Origin of the sequence: Perspicuibacillus lycopersici, from assembly GCF_025660475.1 — a bacterium.
GTDB classification, from domain to species: Bacteria; Bacillota; Bacilli; order Bacillales; family Caldibacillaceae; genus Perspicuibacillus; species Perspicuibacillus lycopersici.
In genome coordinates this window covers 274,191-294,655 of sequence record NZ_JAOUSF010000001.1, presented here as the reverse complement: position 1 = coordinate 294,655, position 20,465 = coordinate 274,191, and the positions used below count along the sequence as shown (strand labels likewise).

At 35.9% G+C, this 20,465-nt stretch carries 17 protein-coding genes; all 17 read left to right on the top strand.

Annotated features, from left to right (window positions below; genetic code table 11):
* Positions 1 to 149 precede the first annotated feature (149 nt).
* The 17 genes from OEV98_RS01390 to spoVE all read left to right on the top strand — a co-directional run bounded on the left by OEV98_RS01390 (position 150) and on the right by spoVE (position 20,321).
* The gene (locus OEV98_RS01390; protein WP_263071350.1) at positions 150 to 770 is read left to right on the top strand and encodes an RsfA family transcriptional regulator; all 621 of its coding nucleotides are present in this window, start codon (positions 150 to 152) and stop codon (positions 768 to 770) included.
* Positions 771 to 1,021: 251 nt separating this feature from the next.
* Positions 1,022 to 2,353, top strand: coding sequence for an acetyl-CoA carboxylase biotin carboxylase subunit (locus tag OEV98_RS01385; protein ID WP_263071349.1), 1,332 nt, complete (start codon positions 1,022 to 1,024; stop codon positions 2,351 to 2,353).
* 9 nt (positions 2,354 to 2,362) lie between these two features.
* Positions 2,363 to 2,575 (top strand): acetyl-CoA carboxylase biotin carboxyl carrier protein subunit, encoded by a 213-nt coding sequence (locus OEV98_RS01380; protein WP_263071348.1) that lies wholly within the window; start codon positions 2,363 to 2,365, stop codon positions 2,573 to 2,575.
* Positions 2,576 to 2,679: 104 nt separating this feature from the next.
* Positions 2,680 to 4,230, top strand: a complete 1,551-nt coding sequence (locus OEV98_RS01375; RefSeq protein WP_263071347.1) for an acyl-CoA carboxylase subunit beta — start codon at positions 2,680 to 2,682, stop codon at positions 4,228 to 4,230.
* 206 nt (positions 4,231 to 4,436) lie between these two features.
* Positions 4,437 to 5,336: a 2-dehydropantoate 2-reductase gene (locus OEV98_RS01370; RefSeq protein WP_263071346.1), complete on the top strand. Its 900-nt coding sequence runs from the start codon at positions 4,437 to 4,439 to the stop codon at positions 5,334 to 5,336.
* Positions 5,336 to 5,725 carry a DUF3397 domain-containing protein gene (locus OEV98_RS01365; protein WP_263071345.1) on the top strand — a complete coding sequence of 130 codons (390 nt, stop codon included), beginning with the start codon at positions 5,336 to 5,338 and terminating at the stop codon, positions 5,723 to 5,725. Before OEV98_RS01370 ends, OEV98_RS01365 begins: the two co-directional genes overlap by 1 nt.
* Before the next feature lie 280 nt (positions 5,726 to 6,005).
* Positions 6,006 to 7,625, top strand: coding sequence for a bacillithiol biosynthesis cysteine-adding enzyme BshC (bshC, locus tag OEV98_RS01360; protein WP_263071344.1), 1,620 nt, complete (start codon positions 6,006 to 6,008; stop codon positions 7,623 to 7,625).
* Between the two features lie 294 nt (positions 7,626 to 7,919).
* The gene (gene mraZ, locus OEV98_RS01355; protein ID WP_263071343.1) at positions 7,920 to 8,351 is read left to right on the top strand and encodes a division/cell wall cluster transcriptional repressor MraZ; all 432 of its coding nucleotides are present in this window, start codon (positions 7,920 to 7,922) and stop codon (positions 8,349 to 8,351) included.
* 65 nt (positions 8,352 to 8,416) lie between these two features.
* Complete coding sequence (gene rsmH, locus OEV98_RS01350; RefSeq protein WP_263071342.1) at positions 8,417 to 9,358, top strand: 16S rRNA (cytosine(1402)-N(4))-methyltransferase RsmH; 942 nt, start codon at positions 8,417 to 8,419, stop codon at positions 9,356 to 9,358.
* A 13-nt stretch (positions 9,359 to 9,371) separates the two neighbouring features.
* The gene (ftsL, locus tag OEV98_RS01345; RefSeq protein ID WP_263071341.1) at positions 9,372 to 9,734 is read left to right on the top strand and encodes a cell division protein FtsL; all 363 of its coding nucleotides are present in this window, start codon (positions 9,372 to 9,374) and stop codon (positions 9,732 to 9,734) included.
* Positions 9,731 to 11,947, top strand: coding sequence for a penicillin-binding protein (locus OEV98_RS01340; protein WP_263071340.1), 2,217 nt, complete (start codon positions 9,731 to 9,733; stop codon positions 11,945 to 11,947). Before ftsL ends, OEV98_RS01340 begins: the two co-directional genes overlap by 4 nt.
* A gap of 373 nt (positions 11,948 to 12,320) precedes the next feature.
* On the top strand, positions 12,321 to 14,234 hold the full coding sequence (locus tag OEV98_RS01335; protein WP_263071339.1) for a stage V sporulation protein D: 1,914 nt from the start codon (positions 12,321 to 12,323) through the stop codon (positions 14,232 to 14,234).
* A 469-nt stretch (positions 14,235 to 14,703) separates the two neighbouring features.
* Entirely contained in the window at positions 14,704 to 16,167 is a 1,464-nt protein-coding gene (locus tag OEV98_RS01330; protein ID WP_263071338.1) for a UDP-N-acetylmuramoyl-L-alanyl-D-glutamate--2,6-diaminopimelate ligase, read from the top strand.
* A 214-nt stretch (positions 16,168 to 16,381) separates the two neighbouring features.
* A complete protein-coding gene (locus OEV98_RS01325) occupies positions 16,382 to 16,810 on the top strand; it encodes a hypothetical protein (protein ID WP_263071337.1) in 429 nt (142 codons plus the stop codon).
* A 3-nt stretch (positions 16,811 to 16,813) separates the two neighbouring features.
* On the top strand, positions 16,814 to 17,788 hold the full coding sequence (gene mraY / locus OEV98_RS01320) for a phospho-N-acetylmuramoyl-pentapeptide-transferase (protein ID WP_263071336.1): 975 nt from the start codon (positions 16,814 to 16,816) through the stop codon (positions 17,786 to 17,788).
* Complete coding sequence (murD, locus tag OEV98_RS01315) at positions 17,789 to 19,141, top strand: UDP-N-acetylmuramoyl-L-alanine--D-glutamate ligase (protein WP_263071335.1); 1,353 nt, start codon at positions 17,789 to 17,791, stop codon at positions 19,139 to 19,141. It abuts the gene before it with no gap.
* Between the two features lie 79 nt (positions 19,142 to 19,220).
* Positions 19,221 to 20,321: a stage V sporulation protein E gene (gene spoVE, locus OEV98_RS01310; RefSeq protein WP_263071334.1), complete on the top strand. Its 1,101-nt coding sequence runs from the start codon at positions 19,221 to 19,223 to the stop codon at positions 20,319 to 20,321.
* Positions 20,322 to 20,465 lie beyond the last annotated feature (144 nt).

Sequence of the window (20,465 nt, the reverse complement as noted above, 5' to 3'; positions counted from 1 at the left end):
ATTTCCTCTAAATATGAGATACATTCCTCACGTAATCACTAGTTACCGGAATAAAAGACATGCTTAATAGAATATATTCTAGTCTACCGTTTCTACTAGTTGCATATATATTTTATTACAAAATGAATTTTGCTCTAGGAGGGAAAAATATGACAACTGTGCGTCAAGATGCTTGGACGAAAGATGAAGATTTACTTTTGGCAGAGGTTGTATTAAGACATATAAGAGAAGGAAGTACGCAATTAAAAGCATTTGAAGAAGTAGGCAAGAAATTAAGTCGAACTCCTGCAGCCTGCGGATTTCGGTGGAATTCACAAGTAAGAAAACAATATAAAACGGGAATTGAGCTTTCTAAGAAGCAAAGAAAAGATTTGAAGAAAAAAAATCAAACAGAAGAAGAAAAGATATTATTTACCGACGCGGAAGTAGAGGTTCCAGACCTTTCGAACTCTGAGGAGAAAAGCTTGTCATTCGAATCTGTCATTAATTATTTGCAGGATTACAACGAAAAGCAGCAAAAATTACGCCAATCTGCTGAGCAATTGAAAGAATTTAAGGAAAAACTATTTGTTTTAGAATTGGAAGTACAAGAATTAAAGAGAGAAAATCAAATGCTGAAGAAAGAAAATAAAGCAATCAAGGATGATTACTTAGCATTATTAACAATTATGGAAAAGGCAAGAAAACTGGCAGTAAAAGAAGAAGAAAATCAGGTGAAAATGAAGTTTCAAATGGATCCAAATGGTAATTTAGAAGCATTGAAAAAATAATAGAGGTAAGCTGGTGGAGAATTTCTCCACCTATTTCATTCGCTCGGAACTTGTTTCATCCGTGATAATAGAAGCTTTTCCAAAAGAGAAACTACTTCCATTCATTCTACATCAAGCAAATAATAACACTCCATCAGTAAACGGCCGAAAATAATTAGTTACAATGTTTGAAGACTGGTATTTTGTTTACAAAAAATAGGAAGCGTTTTCAGATAGTTTGTTTCATATAAATTGTTTGAAAGGAGAATTCGATGAAAAAAATTTTAGTTGCAAATAGAGGAGAAATTGCATCTAGAATTATTCGAACCTGCAACCAGATGGAGATACAAACAGTTGCAGTGTATTCAGAAGCAGATAAAGAATTGCCATTTGTTCAAGCAGCAGATGAGGCTATTTGTATAGGAAAGTCTCCTGTCGCACAATCATATTTACAAATGGACAATATATTAGCCGCTGCCAATCAATTTCATGTGGATGCTATTCATCCAGGATATGGATTATTATCCGAAAACGGTACATTTGCTGAAAAGGTAGAAGCACAAGGTTTTATTTTTATCGGACCAAATGCAGATACTATCCATTTAATGGGAGATAAAATATCCTCTCGTGAAATTATGAGTAGAGCAGGTGTGCCAGTCGTTCCTGGAAGTGAAGGGAATGTGGAAAACGCAGAGAAGGCAAGTCGCGTTGCTAGATCAATTGGTTATCCTGTAATGTTGAAGGCAAGTGGAGGTGGTGGTGGAATTGGGATGGTTTTATGCCGTAATGAGAGCCAGCTCCAAGCCGCTTTTCGTTCTGTTAAAGCAAGGGCAAAAACAAATTTTCGATCAGACCATATCTTTATTGAGAAGTACATAGAAAATGCACGCCATATCGAGGTACAAATATTTGGTGATAGATTTGGCCAATATGTTCATTTATTTGAACGCGATTGCTCAGTGCAAAGGAGAAATCAAAAAGTGGTGGAAGAATCACGAGCGCCTTCCTTAAGTATTAAGCAACGGGAGCAACTCTATGAAATAGCATTACTTGCAGCAAAGGCAGTTCAATATAAAAATGCGGGTACGGTTGAGTTTATTATGGATGAGGAAGGGAATTTCTACTTTTTAGAGATGAACACACGATTGCAGGTGGAGCATCCGGTTACCGAGATGATTACGAATTTAGATTTAGTGGAATGGCAAATTCGCATTGCTCGTGGCGAAGCAATTCCATTGAAACAAGAGAACATTCATGCTGAGGGACACGGAATGGAGTTCAGAGTTTATGCGGAACATCCGAATTCTTTTTTACCTTCGCCCGGGAAGCTGATAAAGCTTCAATGGGGAAGTGGCTCGCTTCGCATTGATTCAGGTTATCGAGAAGGAAATGAAGTAACACCATTCTATGATCCATTAATTGCGAAATGTATTATTCATGGAGAAACAAGAAAGGAATGCATTTTACGAGCACGTGATTTTTTTGAACAAACAACAGTAGAAGGGATTCAAACAAATATCCCGTTATTTTTACGTGTTCTAGAAAACGAGTCTTTTATAAATGGTACGCATTCCACAAATCTTTTAGAGAAAATGAAGGAATAGGAGGTTATTTTGATGGAAGTTTTATCTTCAATGGCAGGTACAGTATTTCAACTGTTAGTTTCAAAAGGTGACACGGTTGAAAAGGGTCAAATAGTAATAATATTAGAATCTATGAAAATGGAAATTCCGATTGAAAGTGAACATAGTGGAATTGTTCAAGAAATCTATGTTACTGAAGGAGATTTTGTCAATGAAGCAGAAAGGCTTTTGAAATTAGTGTAATTGGGCTTTAATTTTTCTTTGGCAGAAAAGAGTTGGTTATGAGAATTAACTGTTTGCGTGCAATCCTTTGTGTGCTATTTTTGCGAGTTTGATAAAGTAGTGAAATGAGGTGGGACACTGTGCAAGAAGAACTATCTGTTCAATTAAAGCGCAATGTGGAGAAAATAAGAAAAGGTGGAAACCCAAAGTATCATGAGCAGTTAAAAGTGCAAAATAAGCTCTTTGTCCGTGAGCGACTGCAATTATTGTTTGATAATGGCAGCTATCAAGAGGATGGGGCTTTTGCTAATTTCCAAGAAGGCGAACTTCCTGCAGATGGAGTAGTGACTGCAATCGGAAAAATGAATGGTCGAACCATTTGTGTGATGGCAAATGATTCAACAGTAAAGGCGGGCTCTTGGGGTGCTCGGACAGTGGAGAAAATTGTTCGTATACAAGAGACTGCAATGAATTTGAGAGTCCCAATTATTTATTTAGTGGACTCAGCTGGTGCAAGAATTACGGATCAACTAGAAATGTTTCCAAATCGACGGGGAGCAGGGAGAATATTCCATAATCAAGTGAAAATGAGTGGAATGGTTCCACAAATTTGTCTGTTATTTGGACCTTCTGCTGCTGGAGGAGCTTATATCCCTGCCTTTTGCGATATCGTCATTATGGTTGATAAAAATGCCTCAATGTATCTAGGTTCCCCACGAATGGCGGAAAAGGTAATTGGTGAAAGGGTATCGTTAGAGGAAATGGGTGGAGCAAGAATGCATTGCGAAGTTAGTGGCTGTGGAGATTACTTAGTAGCTTCGGAACAAGAAGCAATTAGTGTAGCGAAGCGCTATTTGCATTATTTTCCGCAAAATTATGCAGAAAAGCCAGAAAAGAAAGATGGTGCAAAACAAGCAAGCTTGGAACCGTTGGAAAAATTAATTCCTAAAAATCCAAACGCTCCGTTTAATATGTACGATTGTATTAATACATTAATTGATGAGGATAGCTTTTTTGAAATGAAAAAACTATTCGCTCCTGAGCTAATCACCGCATTTTCCCGAATCGATGGGAATGTGGTCGGGATAGTAGCAAATCAACCGAGAGTAAAAGGTGGCGTACTATTTGTAGATTCCGCGGATAAAGCTGCAAAGTTTATTCAGTTATGTGATGCCTTCCATATTCCTTTATTGTTTTTGGCAGATGTACCAGGGTTCATGATTGGTTCTAAAGTGGAGCGGGATGGAATTATCCGCCACGGAGCAAAAATGATTGCTGCAATGAGTTCGGCAACTGTTCCGAAAATATCCGTCATTGTCCGTAAAGCATTTGGTGCAGGCTTATATGCAATGGCTGGCCCGGCATTTGAACCAGATATTTGCCTTGCACTGCCTACAGCTCAAATCGCGGTAATGGGACCGGAGGCAGCCGTAAATGCTGTATATGCAAAGAAAATTGAGGAGATAATAGATCCGAAGGATAAATATGCATTTATCCAAAAGAAACAGAATGAGTATAAAGAACATATCGATATTTATAAGCTCGCCTCGGAATTAATTGTAGATGAAATTGTTGCAGCAAATGACTTACGAAATGTTTTAATCAATCGTTTTCAACTTTATGAGACAAAAGAAGTACTTGTACAGAAGAAAAAACATCCTGTCTACCCGGTATAATCTATTTTATAAATAAGCGATAGGTTGTTTTTTGATAATGGCGGAAAATTAACTATATTGTCTTAAAAAAGCACAGGAGGTGTAAAAACTCCTGTGCTTTTTCTTGCTATATTCAGAAAAAAGTTATTTTTCGGCTAGAATATTAACAAGATTACTAGATAATTTGATAATATAAAAGAAGGATTATTGAATGGTGGGAAAAAAGGATGAAGATTGGTATAATCGGTGGTGGCTCTATCGGCCTTTTATTTTCTTGTTATTTAAGTGAAAATCATCAAGTCACTTTATACTGTCGGACTATTAATCAAGTGAATATGATTAATCAATGTGGTATAACGCTTCAAAAAAAAGATAGCAGTATTTTGTCAAATATACATGCGAAGCTTTCCACTGAACGAGTTGCCGATGAACTAGTATTAGTAACGGTAAAGCAATATCATTTGCCAGAGCTATTACCAATATTGGATAAAATACCACAGCATATACCGCTGCTTTTTTTACAAAATGGCATGGGGCATTTGGACTATTTACAAAAAATGAAACATGATAATATTTTACTAGGTGTTGTGGAGCATGGGGCATTGAAGATATCGCTTTCTACGGTTAAACATACTGGTTTTGGCACGACAAGAGTAGCAGCATATAAAGGTGATATGCAGAAATTAATGGCAATAAAAAATACATTACAAATGTCCAATTTCCCTTTTGAAATAGAAGCAAATTACAATGAAATGCTTATCCGTAAATTAGTCGTAAATGCAGCCATTAATCCTTTAACCGCCTTGCTTCGGATAAAGAATGGGGATTTACTATCCAATAACTATTATTTTGAACTATTAAAAGAAGTTTTTCAGGAAATTATTCAAGTGCTTTGCTTGCAGGAGCTAGAGGATACGTATTTTGCCTCCATAGTGTCGATTTGTCAAAGTACAAGTAACAATTATTCCTCCATGTTAAAGGATATTTTGGAACATAGACAAACGGAAATCGAGGGAATTGTTGGGGTATTACGAAATAAAGCAGAAATTCAAAAGCAATCCGTTCCTTTTTTACAGTTTTTATACACTTCCATCAAAGGAATGGAATATAAAAGGTGGGATGAGTAGTGGCTTCATTTCTTTCCAGTATTCTAGCAATATTTATCATTGCACCAGTCTTATTATTTGTTATCATCTTCTTTCTATCAAAATATTGGATTCATGATACACGTAGGTCGATTCAGATTTCGGCAGATAGCACGACATTATTTTTTATTTTATCGGTTCATTTTATTATTTTAGCGGTTTGGGAAAAATCATTACTGTCATTATTGATTCTATTACTACTTCTAACAGCTTTATGCTTTGCCTATTTATATTGGAAACTAAAAGGAGAATTAAATTACGGAAAAATCTTTCGGGGATTTTGGCGCTTTAGTTTTCTTTTGTATTTCACTTTGTATGTATTTTTAATCATTTTTGGTGTATTTTCTAGTGCGTTTACGTTTTTAACATAGGCCATTTTCTAAAGGAATGTTGTTAATTCAAGAGAAGGGTTTATTAAATGGAACGCATAGCAGAGTAAAGACACGAAGACTGCGAAGGCGGTGTATTTTCAGTCAACGATCCTTTTATAAATAGCAATAATCTATCTAGAAACAGTCTTTAACATAAAGAGAGGTATTCTCAACTTTACTTTGGAAAATTACGGTTTTCCAATCAAGTTTTTTTTCATTCAGTCAATCCTCTGTTATACTCAGAGTAATTGAACAAGAAGTAGAAAGGAAGAATCTTTGCATGGAAATGCTCCAACTTAATATAGAACCTAGTAATTCACTCGTAAAACAATATATTACGAATGAGGATGTGTCCTATTTTCATTATTCCTTCCGTAGTGTGGAGGATGATAAAAAGCGTTATTCAGAATTAATGGAAAGAGTATTTCCGAGAAGCCTTTTAGTGGAACATATTCGTTCCTTTATGAAGCCATATTCCTTAACAGAAGAAATTGAAGCATCATTAGCGAAGCTTGAGCAACCGAATAGTGTCGTTGTTGTCGGTGGCCAGCAAGCAGGACTTTTAACAGGTCCCCTTTATTCCATACATAAGATGCTATCGATCATAGTGCTAGCAAAAGAAAAAGAGAAAACTTTAGGTGTACCTGTTGTTCCTATTTTCTGGATAGCTGGTGAAGATCATGACATTTTTGAAGTGAACCATGTATATACAGTAGAAGATAATCGCTTCAAGAAAAAAGCCTTTCACCAAAGGAGCATTACAGATAAACAAATGGTATCTAAGGTGAAACTAGATAAAGAAAAGCTGCATGATTGGTATTTAGATGTTGTAGCTACTTTCGGCGAAACAAAATTTTCTAAGCAAATTATTCAATTATTAGATGAAGCTTTATCTGTATCAGATACATACACGCAATTTTTTACATATATAACAAACCAATTATTTAAGCATTATGGATTATTAATGGTCGATTCTGCAGATCCATTATTAAGAAAAATTGAAAGTGAATATTTCGTTGCATTAATTGAAAATAGTGAGCGAATAACCGATGCTTTGCTAAAGCAGCAACATTTTATTCAATCCAATGGACATTCATTAGCAATTGTTTCGGAAGAACAAAGCATTCAGTTGTTTTATGAAAAAGATGGAGAACGAACATTACTACATTATAATAAAGCAGAGCAACGAGTTTTTGGAAAGGGAGTCTCCTTTACAAAAGCAGAATTAATCCAAATCGCCAAAGAAAATCCTGAGCTTTTAAGTAATAATGTTGTTACTCGTCCGATTATGCAAGAAATGTTGTTTCCGACCATTGCCTTTATTGCTGGTCCAGGAGAAATTGCATATTGGGCTGAATTAAAAGGCTGCTTTGAGCTTCTTGATTTAAAAATGCCACCAATCGTTCCACGTTTAAATATTTCCTTACTGGAAAGGAATGTGGAGGCAGACTTACAGGAATTAGGAATTTCCATTGACCATGCAATCGTGAATGGGGTTCAATATGAAAAAGCTAAGAAAATAGATGAATTAAAGGATCAGCAATTGGAAACTTTTATTAATCAAATCCGATCAGATATAACAGAAAAATACCAGCTAGCAGCAACTAAAGTTGTCAATTTCGATAAAAGTTTGGAACCAATTGTTCAAAAAAATAGCCAATATGTGCTTAGTCAGCTTGATTATTTGCAAAATAAAGTAGAAGGTACAGTTAAACAGAAACATGAGATATTATTACGGAAATTTGATCGCATTGAACAATCCTTGCATCCATTAAACGGATTACAAGAACGATGTTGGAATATCTTCTATTTTTTCAATCGTTATGGTTTTGATATATTGGATGAGCTTGTAAAGCTACCGTTTGAAGTAAATGGTAAGCATTATGTTGTAAAATTATAATCTGTCTCTATTTGAGGCAGATTTTTTTTATTGTTAAAGGACTGTTTTATTTTTTTCGCTTTTAAATATGGAACGATCTTCTTGAGAGGAATTTATTTTGTTTGCAAGCTGTTTTCAAATGGAAAAATCTATCTTTTGTAAAAAAGTCGATTTATAGCAATCATTGTATAAAAGTATTAAGGAAGCTCTAACAATTTTTAGAAGGAAATCGTATGTTTTAAATAGAATTAAAAAAATAGTGGAGAAAAGTGGGGGAATGTGGTACATTTGTGGTATGAAGTGGAGGGATAGGGCATGTTCATGGGTGAATACCGACATAATGTTGATATGAAAGGCCGAATTATTATTCCGGCTAAATTCCGCGAACAATTAGGCGATGTCTTTGTATTAACACGCGGTCTAGATCAATGTTTATTCGGATACCCAATGGACGAATGGAAAATCATTGAAGAAAAAATAAAAGCCCTCCCGCTAACGAAAAAAGATGCCCGTGCATTTTCCCGATTTTTCTTTTCTGGAGCAACAGAATGTGAAATAGATAAACAAGGTCGAATTAATATTCCTGCCACTCTCATTAATTACGGAAAGATCGAAAAGGAATGTGTTGTAGTAGGCGTTTCTAATCGTCTGGAAATTTGGAGTCAGCCAATTTGGGAAGATTACTTTACAGAATCAGAGGATTCCTTCGCAGAAATTGCAGAAAATATGATTGGTTTTGATATATAAGGAAAAAATAGTGAGAGTTTCACGTTACAGAAATGTTAGGTGTGTAAAGAAAGGTAGGGAGCATCATGTTTGAGCATAAAACAGTCCTATTACACGAAGCAGTGGAAGGATTAAATATAAAGCCCGATGGAATTTATGTTGACTGTACACTTGGTGGTGCTGGTCACAGTGAAGAAATTTTAAAAAAGCTTTCCGTTAATGGGAAATTATATGCATTTGATCAAGATTTAATTGCAATCGAGAATGCAAAACAAAAGCTAGCAACATATGGCGATAAAGTGGAATTAATACATAATAATTTTACTCATATAAAAGATGAGCTAGAGGCGCGAAATGTATTTCAAGTTGATGGGATTTTATACGATTTAGGTGTGTCCTCCCCTCAGCTAGATGTTGCGGAAAGAGGATTCAGCTATCATCATGATGCACCATTAGATATGCGAATGGATCAAAGCGCTAATGTTTCAGCTAAGACAGTCATAAATGAATGGCCATATGAAAAATTAGTGAAAATCTTCTTTCAATATGGGGAAGAAAAGTTTTCTAAACAAATCGCACGTCAAATTGAAAGTGCTCGTATGAAAGCTCCGATTGAGACTACCGGAGAGCTTGTGGAATTAATTAAAGAAGCAATTCCTGCTCCGGCTAGAAGAAAAGGTGGTCATCCGGCGAAACGAATATTCCAAGCGGTTCGAATTGCAGTAAATGATGAATTAAATGCATTTGAAAAATCTTTGGAGCAAAGTATTCATCATTTAAAAATTGGTGGGAGAATATCGGTAATTACTTTCCACTCTTTGGAAGATCGAATGACAAAATCGATTTATAAGAAGTATAGTGATTTACCACCACTTCCTTCTGGTCTACCAATTATCCCAGAAGAGTACAAGCCCGCATTAAAGATTATTACTCGTAAGCCAATTGTTCCTACAGAGGAAGAATTAGAAAATAATAATCGAGCAAGATCAGCTAAATTGAGAATAGCGGAAAAAATAAAGGATATTTAGGGAGGGACTGAAAATGAGTAATTTAGCCAGACAACTGCAAAGGGAAGAAGTGCAACATCAACAGCAAGAAAAGAGACGGACAACAGTAATTAAGAAAAGCAAGGTTACAAAAGGGGAAAAGTTCTTTTATATCTTATTTGTCGCTATGGTGGTTCTATTTTCAGTTAAAATAATTGGAAGTCAGGCAGCAATATATAAAGTAAATAAACAAATTCAAATTATCCAGTCAGACATCACGGATCAACAACGAGTAACAGAGGATCTACAGGCACAGGTGGATGAGTTAAGTGAATATGGCCGATTATTAGATGCAGCGAAGAAACAAGGATTAACAATGAACGAAAATAATGTAAAGGTTGTTCAAAATAACAAATGAATAAAAAACGTCCTAGTATGAACAAAAGGGCAGCGCTATTATTTGTAATATTTAGCGTGCTCTTTTTTTCGATAACGTATCGTTTCTTCGTCATTCAAATAACTGGCCATGCAGAAGGCAAAGCATTAGCGGCCTACGCAGCAGAAAAGTACGAAAAAGAAAGGACTTTGGAAGCTGCCCGAGGCTCCATTCTTGATCGTACGGGTGAACCATTAGCAACGGATACAGTAGCCTATCGGTTGGTTGCAATACTGGATCCATCTGTAACACCAGAAGGGGCAGAGGTGCCAAATCATGTTGCAGATCCGATAAATACAGCAAAAGCATTAAGTAATGTTATTGCAATGGATGAAAATGACATCTATAAAAAATTAACGCAAAAAGATGTGTTTCAAGTAGAATTTGGTGAAGCGGGTCGAAATCTTTCCTATGAAACGAAAGCAAAGATTGATCAATTGAAATTACCAGGAATTACCTTTATTCGTGAATCTATGCGTTCTTATCCTAACGGTATATTTGCTTCCCATTTATTAGGCTTCGCCAGCTTTACAAATGGGGATGATAACTCAGATAAGCTTGTTGGACAATTAGGACTAGAAAAAACATTAAATTCCTATTTAGAAGGACATGATGGAAAAATTCAATATAAAAGTGATGTTTGGGGTTATATTTTACCGAATGCTAATTCTGAAATTGTAAAAGCTCCTAAAAATGGTACAGATGTTTATTTAACAATCGATAAAAAAATTCAAACATTTTTAGAAGATGCAATGAATCAAGTGCAGGAGGATTATGAACCGAAAAAGATGATGGCAATTGTAGCTAATGCAAAAACTGGTGCAATTCTTGCGATGGCTCAAAGACCAACCTTTAATCCGAATACACGTGAAGGAATAAGTGATAACTGGAATAATATAATTGTTGAAGAGCCATTTGAGCCAGGTTCAACAATGAAAGTATTTACATTAGCGTCTGCGATTGAAGAGGGAGTATTTAATCCAAACGAAAAATATCAATCTGGCCAATACAAAGTACCTGGTGGACCAATTAAGGACCATAATAATGTTGGTTGGGGAAGAATCACCTTTTTAGAAGGTGTCCAACGTTCCTCCAATGTTGCTTTTGCTTATTTGTTAGAAAAGCTAGGGGATGAAACATTTCGTGAATACTTGGATAAATTTAAGTTTGGTCAGCCAACTGGAATTGAATTAGAAAATGAGGCGAGTGGACATATTCAATATGAATGGCCAATTGACAAAGTTTCGACTGCATTTGGACAAGCAACCTCTGTTACGGCATTACAGTTAGTACAAGGAATGACTGCCATTACCAATGACGGTAAAATGATGAAACCGTATGTCATTGATAAAATGAAGGATTCTAATGGTGAAGTAGTGAAGAATTACGGTCCAAAACAAGTTGGTACACCGATATCAGCTGATACTGCAAGTGAGGTTTTAGATGTACTACAAACGGTAGTTACTTCCGAGAACGGAACAGGGAAGCTGTTTAATATCGAAGGCTATGATGTTGCTGGGAAAACTGGAACTGCTCAAATTTACGATAGTGTAAATGGTGGATATTTAGATGGATACGATAATTATGTATTCTCTTTCATTGGAACAGCGCCGAAAGACGATCCAGAACTTATTGTTTATGTGATGGTCCAACAGCCGGATTTAGATGATGATAAATATGAGGGAGGATCTGTTCCTGTTTCAAAAATTTTTAATCCGGTGATGAAAAATAGTTTACAATATTTAAATATTGAACCAGATGTAGAAACGGAAGCAGTAGAATCCAATAAGCTACCAGATTTGGCAGGAGTCTCCACGGAGAAAGCGAAAGCAACCTTAAAAGAGCTTAATTTACAGCCGATAATCATTGGCAATGGAAAAACAATTAAAACAACGGTCCCTGGTAAAGATACTAAACTATTAAACAATGAAAAAATACTAGTTATAACGGACGGAAAAATAACGATGCCAGATATGAAAAATTGGTCATTAGCTGATTTTATGAAATTTGTATCTGCCACGTCGATTCCGTTCGAAACAGAAGGAACAGGCTATATTACCGAGCAAAGTATAAAACCAGGAACAGAAATAACGAAGGATAGTGTCATAAACGTAAAATTACAAAGCCCATTAGAACAGCTTGAGGCAAGTCAACAAACAGAAGGTCAGGACGCAGAGGATTCAAATACAGAGTAAATGGAGTGTAGTAGATTTTTACGTCTATACAATATGGAAGGTCTGACAAAGCATGAATATGCTCAGTCGGACCTTTTTTTCCATTTTTAATTATGCAGTTTCTAATGGATTGTTGTTATTTAACAAGGTAAGAACTTATTTTAAATATTGAGTGGAGTGTATTTCTCTACGGGTTATTACAAATAGCAACAATTTATATCGAAACAGCCTTTCATTAACATTTTAGGTGATATAAGCCACATATTTAGTTTGTTAATCTATTCACTAACGTTAGCTTTTTAGAATAAGGTACATATCTCACTTAAGGCTTGTTCTATGCAATATCGTACAAGCATATAATGAATGGAGTTAAAAGTAAGGAGGTACGGCAAACATGCGACGGGTATCCCAAGTGACGGTGAGAAAGAGATTAGCATTTGCTTTACTTTTCGGGATTATCATTTTTTTCATTATTGATTTGCGACTTGGATTTGTGCAGCTTGTAATAGGCGACATGTTAACAGATAAAGCAAAAAGCTCATGGAATCGAGAAATCCCATTTGAATCCAAACGGGGTGAAATTCTTGATCGCAATGGGGTTGCATTAGCAACAAATGTCAGTGCACCAACAGTTTATGTAGTTCCAAGGCAAATTGAAAATCCAGCCGACACGGCTGAAAAATTAGCGAATGTGCTAGATGCTTCAACAGAAAAAATTTATCAACATTTAACTAAAAAAACGAGCATTGAACGAATTCCAGAAGGAAGAAAAATTACTAGTGAAAAAGCCAATGAAGTAAGGGATTTAAATTTAAAGGGTGTCTATATTGCAGAAGACTCCAAACGCTATTATCCATTTGGAGATTATTTGTCACATGTACTCGGATTTACTGGGATTGATAATCAAGGGTTAATGGGTCTTGAGTTATCCTACGATAAGGAATTATCAGGAGAAAAAGGTTCTGTCCAATTTTATTCGACTGCAAAAGGTCAAAGAATGGAAAATATGGCAGATGAATATAAACCACCTGTCGATGGTTTGGATTTGAAATTAACGATTGACTCGCAGATTCAAACGATTGTTGAGCGGGAGCTGGACAATGCAGAATCGCTTTATTCACCAGATGGAGCGATAGCTATCGCAATGAATCCGAAAAATGGGGAAATTTTAGCGATGTCTTCTCGACCAAATTTTGATCCTACTGATTATCAAAATGTTTCGCCAGAAGTATATAATCGTAACTTACCAATATGGAGTACGTATGAGCCTGGATCAACGTTCAAAATCATTACGTTAGCAGCTGCTCTAGAAGAAGGAAAAGTCGATTTAGAAAATGATCATTTTTATGACCCTGGGGAAGTAGAAGTAGCTGGAGCACATTTGCATTGCTGGAAGTCTGGTGGCCATGGTAGCCAAACTTTCTTAGAGGTAGTTCAAAATTCTTGTAATCCAGGATTTGTTGAATTAGGGGAAAGATTAGGGGCAGAAACATTATTTTCTTATATACATGACTTTGGCTTTGGGCAAAAGACTGGAATTGACCTTCAAGGAGAAGCGAGTGGAATATTATTTAATGTAGATAATGTTGGACCAGTCGAATTAGCGACAACCGCATTTGGTCAAGGGGTTTCTGTGACACCCATTCAGCAAGTTGCAGCAGTAAGCGCTGCGGTAAATGGTGGTATACTATATCAGCCATATATTGCAAAGGAATTGGTCGATCCTTTAACAGGGGAAGTCGTTATGCGCAATAGTCCAGTAGAAAAACGTAGAGTTATATCTGAAGAAACATCAAAAAAACTCCGGTATGCATTAGAGAGTGTCGTAGCTCAAGGAACAGGGAAAAACGCCTTTGTCGATGGCTATCGTGTTGGAGGAAAGACAGGGACTGCGCAAAAAGCGAAAGATGGTCGATATTTAGAAAATAATCATATCGTTTCATTTATTGGTTTTGCACCAGCAGATGATCCACAAATTGTTATATATGTAGCTGTCGATAATCCAAAAGGTACCGTCCAATTTGGAGGTACTGTTGCTGCTCCGATTGTAGGAAATATTATCGAGGATAGTTTACGTGTGATGAAGGTAGAACCGAGAAAAGATCAAATTGAAAAAGAAATGACTTGGTTAGATACGCCAATGGTGGAAGTTCCAAACGTTGTCGGATTAACTAAAAAGGAAATTTCCGAGCTTTATGTAAATTTATTAATTGAAGCTGAGGGAGAAGGAGATAAAGTAGTACAGCAAGACCCAGCACCAGGAACTAAACTTAAAGAGGGTTCTACCATCCGTATATATCTAGAATAAACAAGCCTCCAAATACGACGCATCCGTTTGCGTCGTTTTTTTGTAAGGCTGCTTTTTAAAGGATTATTGATTGGCAGGCTGCAAGCAATAAGAAATATGGAATGTCAGTCTGTGAGTTATTTCTAATTTGCAACACTTTATACAGAACACAGCTTTCGTAAAAAGAAAAGAAAGATATGAATTTTCGTAAGCTCGGTACATAAATAATTGGAAAATGAAATAATTTGGGCAAACTTTAAGAGAAAAGGAATATATATAAAAAGAAGCATAGCAAAAAATAATGGTTTCATGTAAAATGAATGGTGGTTAATTTTTCCCAATAAGAATTTAAACTGTCTAATGTGAGGTACAAGTAATATACATAGGTCTTGCAGTAGATTTAATTAGCTTAACGGGGAATATGCTGTGTTTCTACTTGAGACACATAATTAGCACGTACAGATGCCCTATGTTTAAAGGAGATGTTGTAATGAAACTCCATTCATTATTAGAATATTTACCATTTGCTAAGCAAATTGGTGATCATAATCCAGAAATATTATCGATTGAGCAAGATACACGGAAAGTGATGGAGGGGACTTTATTCATTTGTATTAAAGGTTCTATTTTTGATGGTCATACTTTTGCTCAAGCTGCTGTGGAAAAAGGTGCGGTAGCGATTGTTGCTAGTGAACCAGTAAAAGTAGATGTACCGGTTATTTCCGTTCCAGATACGAATCGCGCAATGGCTATTTTAGCAGACGCATTTTATGGACATCCATCACAAAAATTGTATTTGATTGGAATAACAGGAACTAATGGTAAAACTTCGGTTAGTCATATGGTTCAGCATATATTTAATGAAGGCAAGAAAAAGACGGGTCTAATTGGTACTTTATATACAAAAATCGGAGAAGATACTTTTGAAACGAAAAATACAACTCCGGATAGTTTAACTTTGCAAAAAACGTATCATCAAATGGTTCGCTCCATAACAGATGTGGTAAGTATGGAGGTATCATCACATGCCCTTGTTAATGGAAGGGTATGGGGAAGCGATTTTGACGTAGCAGTATTCACGAATTTAACCCAGGATCATTTGGATTATCATAAAACAATGGATGAATATAAGCAGGCAAAAGGCTTATTATTTAGCAGACTCGGAAATAAATATGACACAAAACATCCGAAATTTGCAGTATTGAACGCTGATGATGATGCATCAAGCTATTATGAAAGTATTACATCTGCCCATATTCTTAAATACGGTATTGAACAAGCTGCAGATGTGAAGGCATTTGATATTCAATTTTCCAATAAAGGAACTACTTATTCTGTGAAAACTCCTGTAGGAGAAAGTGTGGTCCATGTTAATTTAGTTGGGATTTTTAATGTATATAATACATTAGCAACTATTGCGGTAGGATTATGTTATGGTTTACCACTTGCAGATATTGTGACTGGACTATCTACTTTTCAAGGAGTTCCAGGAAGATTTGAATTAGTAAATGAACATCAGGAATTTCCTGTCATCGTGGACTATGCGCATACACCAGATAGCTTAGAAAATGTTTTAACTACTGTTCAATCGATGGCAAAGGGAAGAGTATTCGTTGTTGTTGGTTGTGGCGGTGACCGAGATAAGACAAAACGGCCGATTATGGCACAAATTGCTTGTCAGTATGCAACAGATCCAATTTTCACCTCCGATAATCCAAGAAGTGAAGATCCACAGGCTATATTAAAAGATATGGAAGCGGGCGTAACAGATAAGCAATATAAAGTAATTATTGACCGAAAAGACGCCATTAAATATGCAATAAATGAAGCTGGCAAAGATGATATCGTGTTAATCGCAGGAAAAGGCCATGAAACCTATCAAATTATTGGAGAACAAGTACTAGACTTTGACGATCGCTTGGTAGCAAGAGAGGCGATTCGCAATCGAGTATAAGCAGGAAAATTGATTAATTTCAATGTATTCAATAAATTTATTGTTTCGATAGATAAAAAAATATGATGCTTGTGCAGACTGAATATGGGTAGACTTCACGAAAAAGCGGAGAGTATTCAGTCTGCGGGCGATTTACAAAAAATATCATTTATTCGAGAACATAAAATCAATAATTTAATAAAAGCTCGTTTTTGGAAGTAGAGGAGTTGTACAAATGAATATTACATACAAAGATGTTCATCATCTTTTTTCAGATACAAAAGGATATAAAAATGATAATATAGCCTTTGAAACAATGTCGTTTGGGGTTTATGAAGAGCAGCCAAAAGGGCTTTTTATCCCACTAGAAGGTCAAGAGGATTTGCAACAAGCTATTTACCAAGGAGCTATTGCGGCAATTTGGGAAAAAAGTAAGTCATTGCCTAAATATATTCCAAATGATTTTCCGATATTTTTTGTTAGCAATATAAACTCAGCAGCACTTCAGTTAATCGAACAATTTGTCATGAACCAATCAAATATTACGACAAATTTTCTAGTATATGAAAAGTATGGGGATACTAAAAAGACAGTAATCTATTCCCCAAAAGATAATCGGCAACAATTAATCGTTCTAATGGACGCATGGAAAGGGAGGGAGTAAGAAATGTCAGAACAGGCAGTAGTTTATACAATTCTTATTGGATTTTTAATAACTGTTCTCCTTTCCCCCATTTTTATTCCATTTCTTAGGAAGCTAAAATTTGGACAAAGTATTAGGGAAGAGGGACCAAAATCACACCAAAAGAAAACTGGGACACCAACAATGGGTGGTATTATGATTTTAGTTTCCATTATTATTACTACCTTGTTGATGGCAATGCGATATGCAGAAATATCCGTTGAAATTTATCTTCTCCTACTTGTGACGGTAGGATTTGGCATACTAGGCTTTTTAGATGACTATATTAAGGTAGCAATGAAGCGTAATTTAGGGCTAACTTCTAAGCAAAAGCTACTTGGGCAAATCATTATTGCGATTATTTTTTACTTAATCTATCAAAAATCTGGCTTGCCAACAACGATAGAAATCCCAATTATTGATTATTCGATATCATTAGGCTGGTTCTATTTCTTGTTTGTGCTATTTTGGTTAGTTGGTTTTTCCAATGCAGTAAATTTAACAGATGGTTTGGATGGATTACTTTCGGGAACTGCTGCAATTGCTTTCGGTGCTTATGCCATTTTGGCATGGAATCAGGAGCAATACGATGTTGCCATTTTTTCTGTAGCAGTTGTTGGTGCTGTTCTCGGATTTTTAGTATTTAATGCCCATCCAGCGAAGGTATTCATGGGTGATACTGGATCACTTGCATTAGGTGGGGCTATTGCAACGGTTGCTATTTTAACAAAGCTTGAACTATTATTAGTAATTGTTGGTGGCGTGTTTGTCATTGAAACATTATCAGTTATTCTTCAAGTAATTTCCTTTAAGACTACGGGGAAAAGAATTTTTCGAATGAGTCCATTGCATCATCATTATGAGCTGGTTGGCTGGTCAGAATGGAGAGTCGTTGTCACCTTTTGGTCGGTTGGCTTATTATTTGCTGCCTTAGGAATATACATAGAGGTGTGGTTATAATTGAAAAAAATAAATGATTATCATAATAAAAAAATATTAGTGTTAGGGTTAGCAAAAAGTGGTGTAAGTGCTGCCTTACTTTTACATGAATTAGGTGCGTATGTAACCGTAAATGATAAAAAGCCTTTTTCTGAAAATCCTGAAGCCCAAGGTTTATTAGAGAAAGGGATAAAGGTGATTTGTGGGGGGCATCCAGAAGATCTATTAGATGAAGGATTTGAACTTATTGTGAAAAATCCGGGCATCCCTTATACGAATCCGTTGATTCAAGATGCATTAAATAGAGAATTACCAATCATTACCGAAGTAGAACTTGCCTATCGGATTTCGGAAGCGGATTTTGTTGCAATTACTGGCACAAATGGGAAAACGACTACTACTACACTCATTTATGAAATCTTAAAGGAAGGATCCAAGCAGCCATTAATTGCAGGAAATATTGGTACAGTTGCTTCGGATGTAGTGCAAAACGCGACGGCTGATAATAATATCGTGATTGAATTATCTTCTTTTCAATTAATGGGGATTCAAAAATTCCGTCCGAAAATCGCGATTATTATCAATTTGTATGAAGCACATCTTGATTACCATGGGACAAGAGAAGAATATGTAAAAGCAAAGAAAAATATTTTTAGAAATCAACAATCATCGGATTACTTTATCATAAATTATGATCAAGAAGAATGTAGGGAAATTGCGAAAGAAGCAACGGCACAAGTCATCCCATTTTCAACAAAGGACTATTTACAAAATGGTGCGAGTCTTAAAAATGGAGTTATTTATTTTAAAGGAGAAGCGGTTATTTCCTATGATAAAGTTGTCTTGCCTGGCAAGCATAATTTAGAAAATATTTTAGCGGCTATCAGTGCGGCGAAAATTGTTGGTGTCGGAAATAATGCGATTGAAAGAGTATTAACGAACTTCCATGGAGTCAAGCATCGTGTACAATTTGTCAAGGAATTGAATGGACGTCTTATTTATAATGATTCAAAGGCTACCAATATTTTAGCAACGAAAGTGGCATTACAAGCATTTTCTAAACCAACGATATTGTTGGCTGGAGGTTTAGATCGTGGAAATGAATTTGATGAGTTACTTCCAGCATTAAAAAATGTGAAAGCGTTGATTACATTCGGTGAAACGAAAGAAAAACTAAAAAAATTAGGTCAAATGGCGGGGATAGAATCTGTTCTGACAGTCGATAATGTGGAAGAAGCCGTTCCACTGGCATATTCTCTTTCTAATGAAGGAGATGTAATTTTATTATCGCCAGCTTGTGCTAGTTGGGATCAATATAAAAGTTTTGAAATTAGAGGAGACATTTTTATTCAGGCAGTGCATAAGCTAGAATAGGAGCTTGTCTTTTGTTGTTGAGTTTCAAGCGTATTTTGGAGTGGACAGGCTCAAATTTGTATGTTATGAGGTGAATTGCTTGCCAATGAAAAAATCCGCTCCGGACTTTGTTCTCGTAATGATTATTTTATCTTTACTATCGCTAGGCTTAATAATGGTATATAGTGCAAGTGCAATATGGGCTGATTATCATTTTGAGGATTCCTTCTATTTTGCCAAAAGACAATTACTGTTTGCGGTAGTAGGGGTAATCGCGATGTTTTTTATCATGAATATTGATTATTGGACATGGCGGACATGGTCAAAAGTAATTTTAATCATTTGTTTTGTTCTTCTTATAGCTGTTCTTATACCAGGAATTGGTAATGTTCGAAACGGCTCACGTAGTTGGATCGGGATCGGTGCTTTTTCCATCCAGCCATCAGAGTTTATGAAGCTTGCGATGATTATCTTTTTAGCAAAATACTTATCGGTTAATCAGAAAAAAATAACTTCGTTTAAAAAAGGCCTATTACCAACACTGACTTTAGTATTTACAGCGTTCGGTTTAATTATGCTTCAACCAGACTTAGGCACAGGCACAGTTATGATAGGAACGTGTATTATTATGATTTTTATCTCTGGCGCAAGGATATTGCATTTTGTTGGACTCGGCTTACTTGGGGTAGCGGGTTTTGTAGCTTTAATTGCCTCCGCACCTTACCGAATAAAAAGGATCACTGCTTTTATGGATCCTTGGCAAGACCCACAAGGCGATGGATTTCAAATTATTCAATCCTTATTCGCTATAGGACCTGGCGGGTTGTTTGGTCTTGGTCTTGGCCAAAGTAGACAAAAATTCTTTTATTTACCTGAACCACAAACCGATTTTATTTTTGCTATTTTAGCGGAAGAACTCGGATTTATCGGGGGCTCATTAGTCCTGTTATTATTTGCGTTATTATTGTGGCGAGGAATTCGGATTGCCCTAAATGCTCCTGACTTGTACGGTAGTTTATTAGCCGTCGGTATTATTTCTATGATTGCGATTCAAGTAATGATTAATATTGGGGTTGTAACAGGGTTGATTCCTGTAACAGGTATTACTTTACCATTCTTTAGCTATGGAGGATCGTCATTAACACTGATGCTAATAGCTGTTGGGATATTATTAAATATAAGTAGATATTCTCGAATATAGTAGGCGGTAGAAGGGCTAGTGCAAACTAGTTCTTTTTTTTTGTTACGATTTATGTGATAAGAAATCTTCATTGTACAACAGCGAGGCTGCCGAAAAACTTCCTGCTGTTTTAATCATGAATGGTCAATTTAAAAGATGTTTTAT